A 7,536-nucleotide genomic window follows, 5' to 3' on the forward strand; every position below is an offset into this window, starting at 1 on the left:
AACCGCCGCTACGCCTTATTTCGTGCGGTCAAAGTCAACTCTTACATTAGCGTAATCTACGGACTCGATTAGCGGTTTTGAAGGGCTTCAACAGCTATTCGACCGGATCACATGCAAAGATTCTCGTCGCTGATAACGGCAGGGGCAGTTTCATCGGAGTACTTGGTTCATGCAACTGGCTTAACACCGACTACAAGGGAATCGAGGCATCACTACGGTTCACAAACCCGGCCGTAGTAGCTGAGATGATAGGAATCCTGTCGAAGTTAGCGGGGGGGCCGAGCCTTAACTGGTCACCGTTTTCGACAGATCTGGCTGCCTTGGCCTGCAAAGTACGAGCAACTCCGAGCGGGTCTTCACTTGGCGTGTCTGCCAAAGCGAGGTTCGTCTTCGGTGCCGAACATGCTCGTAGTGTCCGGGAAGCGAGAGACGCTGCCATATCAAGAATAGTGGTGGTAAGTCACCGGTTTAGCCACAACGCCGAAACACTCGTCCTCATCCCGGCGAAAGTTGCCCATCGGGAGAAGAACGTGAACGTTCAACTCTATTACGGAAAATTCGACGGAGCGAACGACGGAGCCGTGGCAGCTACCCTCGAAAGGCGAGCCATCTCGGAGGGTGTCAAGTTTGATCAGATACTGGATCCAAGACTGCACGCAAAAATTCTGGCGTGGGACGAGGACTCAGTGGTCGTCAGCAGCCAGAACTGGTTGTCGGCAGATCCGGGCGACGACGCACATACTTCCGAAATCGGGATTTCCCTAAGCGGGAAGGGCTTGGCCAAAGAGTTAGTAGCGCAGTTTGAAGCCAAAATAGGGAAATTGATCTAGACAAAACTCGGGCGGTCGGCCATGCGGGCGATGACGATGTCTGTTGGTGTGCGTGTAATTTCCAATGTCATAATCCGGTGCATCGGTCTCCGAAACCGTTGGCCGTCGCAGCGGCCGGCAGCCGCACGCGATCCACTCAGCCCCGAGTCAGAAGTTTAAGGATCCGGTCGTCGTGCTTTACATGGAGTGCGTCGACAATGCGCACCGCGTCAGCAGCGGGATGGGCTGGGTTGAAAAGGAAGTTGTGGGCGAAGGGAACGACCGCGCTCGGCACCTTCAACACGGCGCTCGTTTCTGTCTGCATCCACTCCGTGCCCGCGCCGCGTGACCAGTCGGGGTTTTGCCGCCAGTCGTCCGGGACATCGGCGTCCGCGATCTCAGCGACTGGAACGTCGTCGCCGACATCGACGCGCAACAACTGATAGCCGTCAGGCAACTGGCCGACGCTGGCGATCTCCATGTGGACAAGAATCTCGAGGAGCGCCAGCGCCGGGTGTTCGGCCAGGTAGACGATGGGCTGTCCCGCGAAATGCCATCGCCCCGGAGCGCGGAGCCCACCGACACCTCTCAGATCCGCATAGTTGCTTATTCTCCAGAGGATCATCAGGCGAAGTAACCTTCGTCTATCTGGACAAGTGCTTCCTCCACAAGACGTGCGCCATGCTCGGTGCTCGCCATATCGAGTGCCGACTTTCCACCAAAGCGCGCCTGACCGTTCCTGAGCCAGGCCATTGCTTTGTCCGGGTCACCGAAGGTCGACGTGGCTTGGGCGAGAATCTTCGCCAGCCGGATCGCCTTGTCGGACTCGTCGATAGATAGTCGCTCGTGATGCTGGCGCCGATGTGTCAGCGTGCGTCGCGGGATGATGAAGGAGAGTTCGTCGACCTTCAGGCCACGCTCGGACAGCCGGTCGAGCACGGTAACGTTCACACGGGCGCTCGCTATCTCCGCGAGATCTGCACCGGACTGAATCCGGGCGTCGAGCAGTTGCTCCAGCATATTGAATTCGGCCCGTCGCGGATCGGCCGCGCCAGTCGGTTTAAAGGAAACGATTGTCATGGAGCCTCCTTCGGCAATATGCCCATACATTATAGGCGTTTTGCCGACCATTGGGTGCGTCCACGCGAGCCGCCGGAGATCGCCGTACCTAGCCCGGGCAGGACAGCGTTCGCCGGAAGTCCGCACGCTTGCCCGCCAAACAAGGCAGGAACGCCCCGAATCCAGTTCCGGTTTCTGGAAGTAAATCTCACGCCCGCGCTGGCCCCCTGGCCACCCGGCCGCTCCAGGCCGTCCGGCCAGGAATTCCACAAGAACGAAATCACCGGAACCTGGTTCGCTGCGCTGGCACGCCGCTGAGCCATGCGTGAGCGCGTGCCTCGCTTTTTAGCGCCCTCTTCCGCCCGTGTCCGCAAACGAAGGGTCGGATAGCCACAATTATCCGACCCTTCATTTGCGACCGTGTCTGCCGCGCCGCGACGAAACCGTAACCTGTCGGAGGTGTGCGAGACGCTCGGGGGGAGGGCGGCGCAGTTCGGCGCGCCGCAGCGACCGGCGCCAAATGCCGCCGCAGAACGGTCGCTTGCCGCGATCCACGCAGTACAAGCGTTGCACCATTTGAGATAAAAACCGTCGGCGTTCGTTTTGTGCGGCATATCAGATAACGCAGCGCGCCCCAAATCGGACGACACCAATCTGTCGTCATCCCGCGCTTCCACCGCTGAATTTGACATGGTGAACATGAACGGATGTTACGTTCACCTGCCTCGCAGGAGCCGCAGGCCGTCGTACTCAGCGCAAGTCGCGCGCGAAGCCATGGTCGGCGTCGTCTCGCGTGATTAACACTCTCCGACGGCATCGCAATATGAAGGCCACGGTTGCCCCGGGACCGTGCCGAGCGAGTACCAGCGGCGAACGCCGACAAGCCGTTTCGGGGTGCGGGGAGGCCCTCCGGTTGGGCGACTGGGTTAGATTGGTGCAATGCAGCAATCAATGTTATACTGTCAGGCTGTGGTTTCCGTGCGCTGTTTCCTCGCGCTGTTCCAACCGGCCCGCTCATGCAAGCAGGCCGCGTCCGTTGCCCGTTGCGATCTATAACTCGTGCTCGCCTGCAGCCGTCAATTTCGTGGCTCGCCGGCCGCAGTGCGGGTAGCCGCTGGTCTCGCTATCGCCGGGCAAGCCTGTCCAGGAGAATGTATGGCACGTTTTGATCGGGAAGATTCAGGGCCAAACACCGTCGCATCCGCGCCGAAGGCTGCGGGCCGACGCGCAGTGAAGGGCAAGGCTACCGCAGCCTTGCTGCCGATCGACGCAGTGTCCACGGTGTTGCAGGACGAAGAGCGGCAGCGTCTGATGCGCGCACTCATCCAGTTGGGAAAGGAGCGCGGCTACCTGACTCACGCCGAAATCAACGATCACTTGCCGAACAACTTCGCACAGACCGCGGCCATCGAAACCATTGTCGCCACCTTCAATGACATGGGCGTAGCGGTCTACGAGCAGGCGCCCGACGCGCAGACGCTGTTCCTGAACGATGCTGCTCCGGCAGCCGTGTCGGACGACCAGGCGGATGAGGAAGCGGAAGTCGCGCTTTCCACGGTCGATTCCGAATTCGGGCGCACGACCGATCCCGTGCGGATGTACATGCGTGAGATGGGCGGGACCGAATTGTTGACTCGCGCGGGCGAGGTTGAGATCGCAAAGCGCATCGAAGACGGCCTTCACGAAATGATTCAGGCGATTGCGGCCTGCCCGGCAACTGTCTCGGCGATCCTTGCGAGTGCGGAGCAGATCGAAGCCGGTGAACTGCGGATCGACGAACTGGTCGACGGTCTCAATGAAGACCCCGCAGCGGCCGGGCTGTCGGTGTCGGACTCCGCTGACACACCGGATATCGACGTGGACACCGCCGATGACGACGACGGGCAGGGCGATGACGACAGCGAGATCGGAGAGGGGAACCCGGCGAAGGCGAACGAAGCGCGTCTGAAACAGCTCACGAGCGACAGCCTCGCGATATTTGCTCGAGTGCGCGAGCTGTTCGATCAGATTCCGCGAGGTGACGCCGCGGAAGGCAAGGGGCCGGCGGCTTTTGCACGCATATGCGAAGCGATCCAGCGCGAACTGGCGCCCATTCGCTTCACAGCGCGAGCCATCGACCGGCTGTGTGCCGATGTTCAGCAACAGGTCGCGCAGGTGCGCGCGGTCGAGCGGCGTATTTTACAGATTGCCGTTGACCGGTGCGGCATGCCGCGCGAGAAGTTCATCGAGTCGTTTCCGGGGCACGAAACCGATCCTGGCTGGACCAAGCGCACGGCCGCGGCGTCGCGCGAGTATGGAGCCGCGCTCGAACGCAGTCTGCCCGCGATTCAGGCCGAACAGCAAAAGCTGGTCGATATCGAGGCGAACGCGATACTGCCGCTGCAACAGTTGAAGAAGGTCAACCGGCAGATGATGGCAGCCGAATCGAAAATGCGGCAGGCGAAGCGCGAGATGATTGAGGCCAACCTGCGCCTCGTGATCTCCATCGCGAAGAAGTACGTGAACCGCGGCATGAATTTTCTGGATCTGATTCAGGAAGGCAATATCGGCCTGATGAAAGCCGTCGACAAATTCGAATATCGACGCGGCTGGAAGTTTTCGACCTACGCAACGTGGTGGGTGCGGCAAGCCGTCACGCGTTCGCTTGCGGATCAGGCGCGCACAATTCGCGTGCCAGTGCATATGATCGAGTCGATCAACAAGCTCAACCGGATTTCACGCGAGATTCTGCAGCAGACCGGACGAGAGGCTCATCCTGCGGCGCTGGCACAGCGCATGGAACTGCCGGAAGAGAAGGTTCGTAGCATGTTGAAGGTCGCCAGGCAACCCGTGTCGCTCGAAACGCCGGTGGGCGAGGACGCCGACGCGACGCTTGGCGATATGATCGAAGACCCAATGGCGGCATCGCCCGCGGACGCGGCCGTGCATGCGAACCTGCGCGCCGCGATCGATGACGCGCTCGATGCGCTGTCGCCGCGTGAGGCGAAGGTGCTGCGGATGCGTTTTGGGATCGATACCGCGTCGGACTATACGCTCGAGGAACTGGGCAAACAGTTCGACGTGACGCGCGAACGGATTCGGCAGATCGAAAGCAAGGCGATGCGAAAGCTGATGCACCCGAGTCGCGCCGACAAGCTACGGCAATTTCTCGATCATTGAGCCACAGACCCGGGCGTCGGGGTGTTGTGTCGCCTCAGCGCCGCTCGCTGGTCCCTCGGCGTTCTTCACTCGGGCGCGTAAATAGCCCAACGCTGGCAGAGGGCGCCTACGATCCCCGGCACCAGGTCCGGGCTACCTCGATGCGTTTCATGGTCATGGCAGAATGGCTCGTGGCACGCTATCGCCGACTCACAACAGGACCGCTTGCTGCAAAAGTTCCAGAGCCTTCAATTCGTCCAATCGACCGGTGCGCGCTTTACCTGCCAGCGTCTTGAGCAATGCTTCCGCTATCGGTTCGATACCGAGAAGGTTGTCCAGGCTGGTGACGGAAGCGAAGGGGAGCAGCACCGCGCTTCGCTGCGGTATTGCTGCGACTGGGAGCGACGGAAGGGTTGCCGGTGTGGCTGCCGGAACGTCGCCATCACTTTCTTCGGGCGAGCGACCGGCAGGCTCGTCGGGGCCATCACTTACATGATCTTCCGGGCTGACGCCGATCGGCTCTTTCTCTTCTGCGACATCCACGGAAAGAGGTGAGGCGATTTGCGGATCGCCGAGAACGCCCGCGCGGGAGCGCCCCGTGCGCGGCTGCGCATTGGCCGTTTTGCCTGGCACGCCGTCCTTCGTTGCAGCCGCGAGCGGCTCGTGTCGTTCAACGGATGCGCGCCCGCGCGAAGCAGGGGTAAGCAAACGCGACACCGACTCTGGGATCTCGGCTTCGGAGCGCGGCGTGTCCAACCAGCCAGTTGGCAAACCAAGTCGCTCCGTGAAACGGTTTGCTTCGACACTGTCCATGCGTTTCTTGCCATATAGCCGATGGGCCATGTTGGAGCCGCTCATCGCCATGACTACACCAAGTCTTGCTTTCGATCCGTTGCGAGCCGTGAGGACGTGGAGGTTAGCACGTCGAATATTTCCTACCACGGCGCTGTCGTCTAATGCCAGCGGTTGCTGCCGGGCCATTTCAGGAGATGTCCTGTCTTTCGAAGACGAACCTTTTCGCAGCGCATGGGGCTTAGGCTGTTCGGCCATCTCGCTTCGACTATTCATGACGGCCCTGGGCGACCCACCCGTTGCTCTCTTTGGCATTTGCGTTTCCTCGAACAAACTATCTTTAGGAAATGGTTGTTGGCCGCCTTTCACGGCGGAAGCCGGCTCAGGTGTTTCAGGCACTACTTCTGATTCGTCGACTGTTCGGACGAAGTCGAGTGGTGACTTCAGGCGGGCGATGGTTTCGGCCGCGAGCGCAGGATTGGGCTGGTCGAAGAAGCCATGCGGCAGCCCAAGCGTGGTTTCCATATGAAAGGCGGTCTCGGGCGTGAACCTCTCGCCCTTCATCAGTTCAGCCACGCGCGTCATGTTCGATTCAAGTCCCAACGCGATGTTCTCTGCACCCACCGCATCGACCAGAAACTGAAACGATCGTGTTTTGAAAATCGAGGCAGTCGGGGCGGAGTCTCGAGGAGGTGCCTTCACGTACGGTTGTCCCTGCCGGTTGGACGGAGATTTTTTTACGTGGTGAGGTTGGCGTTGGCCGCTGTCCCGAGAACCCGCATATCGTCCGCGGGCTTGACTCATAAAGTAGGGCTCCATGCGATCATTGGTGTTCTGACTTCTTGATTATAGACGAGGCGATGTTGGCATTGGATGCGTCAGCAGTTCAATGGAGCGCAAATATACGCGCGGGCGAAACTCCTCACCAGCGGTGCTGGGTCAGCGTTCGCATATCCCCCTCGCGATCCGCTTGGTCTTGGCGTGTAAAGCATCGCATAGTCTTCCGTTCCGCCGATAACAGGAAACGGTCGGATATCGGACAGACGATCGAACATCGCTCCGCCGGCTATGTCTCAGGGTCGCATTTGCGGATCAGGGATACACGGGCGAAGAAGCTGCGCAGGCCGCACGCGATGAAGGCATTGAACTGCAGGTGACCAAACTGCGAGAAGCCAAACAGGGGTTTTGTACTGCTGCCCCGGCGGTGGGTGGTCGAGCGCCGCTTTGGCTGGCTCAACCGGTTCCGCCGCCTCGCGCGGGACTATGAACGGCTACCCGAAACCCTTGCCGGGCTCCATTTTGTAGTCTTCGCCATGCTCATGCTCGTTCACGCGGTGCCCGTACTTCAGAGTTCCTAACACCCTCTTCTAGCAAACTGCCTGGTGACGCAATCTGGCTTGCTTATCGCATAAGGCCGGTCGCCTGTGCGGCCTCGCGAAAGACTCGTCCGTTTGCAAAAAACCGGACCTGTCCCCTGCGTAAGCTTGCTCCCGGTATTGAACGCCGAACTCCATGGTCACCTGGTGTGCGAACCTGTTGCCGATTGGCTTAGAAAGACGTGCACGTTCAGAAACAACATTACGACCACCAGCGTGGGTACAATATGAGTCGTACTCCTACGCATTTTACATAAATCTAATTAACAACACTTTTGGTATGTTCTGGGCCGTTGCTCAGCGCACGGCCTCACGACGTTACATACCGCAACCGTGACATGCGCATATGGTAGGTTTTGCGA

The 7,536-nt window shown here is 59.8% G+C and carries 5 protein-coding genes and 1 pseudogene; 3 read left to right on the top strand and 3 right to left on the bottom strand.

What is annotated here, in order from left to right; all coding sequences use genetic code 11:
* The first annotated feature begins 77 nt into the window (after positions 1-77).
* Positions 78-830 (top strand): hypothetical protein, encoded by a 753-nt coding sequence (locus tag P3T25_RS48195; RefSeq protein ID WP_429364798.1) that lies wholly within the window; start codon positions 78-80, stop codon positions 828-830.
* A 136-nt stretch (positions 831-966) separates the two neighbouring features.
* On the opposite strand, the gene P3T25_RS48200 is transcribed toward P3T25_RS48195, so the two are convergent.
* Together P3T25_RS48200 and parS are read right to left on the bottom strand one after the other, a co-directional pair.
* A complete protein-coding gene (locus P3T25_RS48200; protein WP_429364806.1) occupies positions 967-1,437 on the bottom strand; it encodes an RES family NAD+ phosphorylase in 471 nt (156 codons plus the stop codon).
* The gene (gene parS, locus P3T25_RS48205; protein ID WP_429364800.1) at positions 1,434-1,889 is read right to left on the bottom strand and encodes a type II RES/Xre toxin-antitoxin system antitoxin; all 456 of its coding nucleotides are present in this window, start codon (positions 1,887-1,889) and stop codon (positions 1,434-1,436) included. The genes P3T25_RS48200 and parS overlap by 4 nt, the downstream gene beginning before the upstream one ends.
* A 1,134-nt stretch (positions 1,890-3,023) precedes the next feature.
* Between parS and rpoD the strand changes: the two genes are divergently transcribed.
* Entirely contained in the window at positions 3,024-5,027 is a 2,004-nt protein-coding gene (gene rpoD, locus P3T25_RS48210) for an RNA polymerase sigma factor RpoD (RefSeq protein WP_429364802.1), read from the top strand.
* A gap of 189 nt (positions 5,028-5,216) precedes the next feature.
* Here the strand turns inward: rpoD and P3T25_RS48215 are convergent, their stop codons facing one another.
* The gene (locus tag P3T25_RS48215; RefSeq protein WP_429364804.1) at positions 5,217-6,602 is read right to left on the bottom strand and encodes a hypothetical protein; all 1,386 of its coding nucleotides are present in this window, start codon (positions 6,600-6,602) and stop codon (positions 5,217-5,219) included.
* Positions 6,603-6,870: 268 nt separating this feature from the next.
* Here P3T25_RS48215 and P3T25_RS48220 point away from each other — a divergent pair.
* Positions 6,871-7,156, top strand: a pseudogene (locus P3T25_RS48220) (transposase); the annotation flags it as partial.
* Positions 7,157-7,536: the final 380 nt, after the last annotated feature.

The organism is Paraburkholderia sp. GAS32 (assembly GCF_050434225.1).
GTDB classification, from domain to species: domain Bacteria; phylum Pseudomonadota; class Gammaproteobacteria; order Burkholderiales; family Burkholderiaceae; genus Paraburkholderia; species Paraburkholderia madseniana.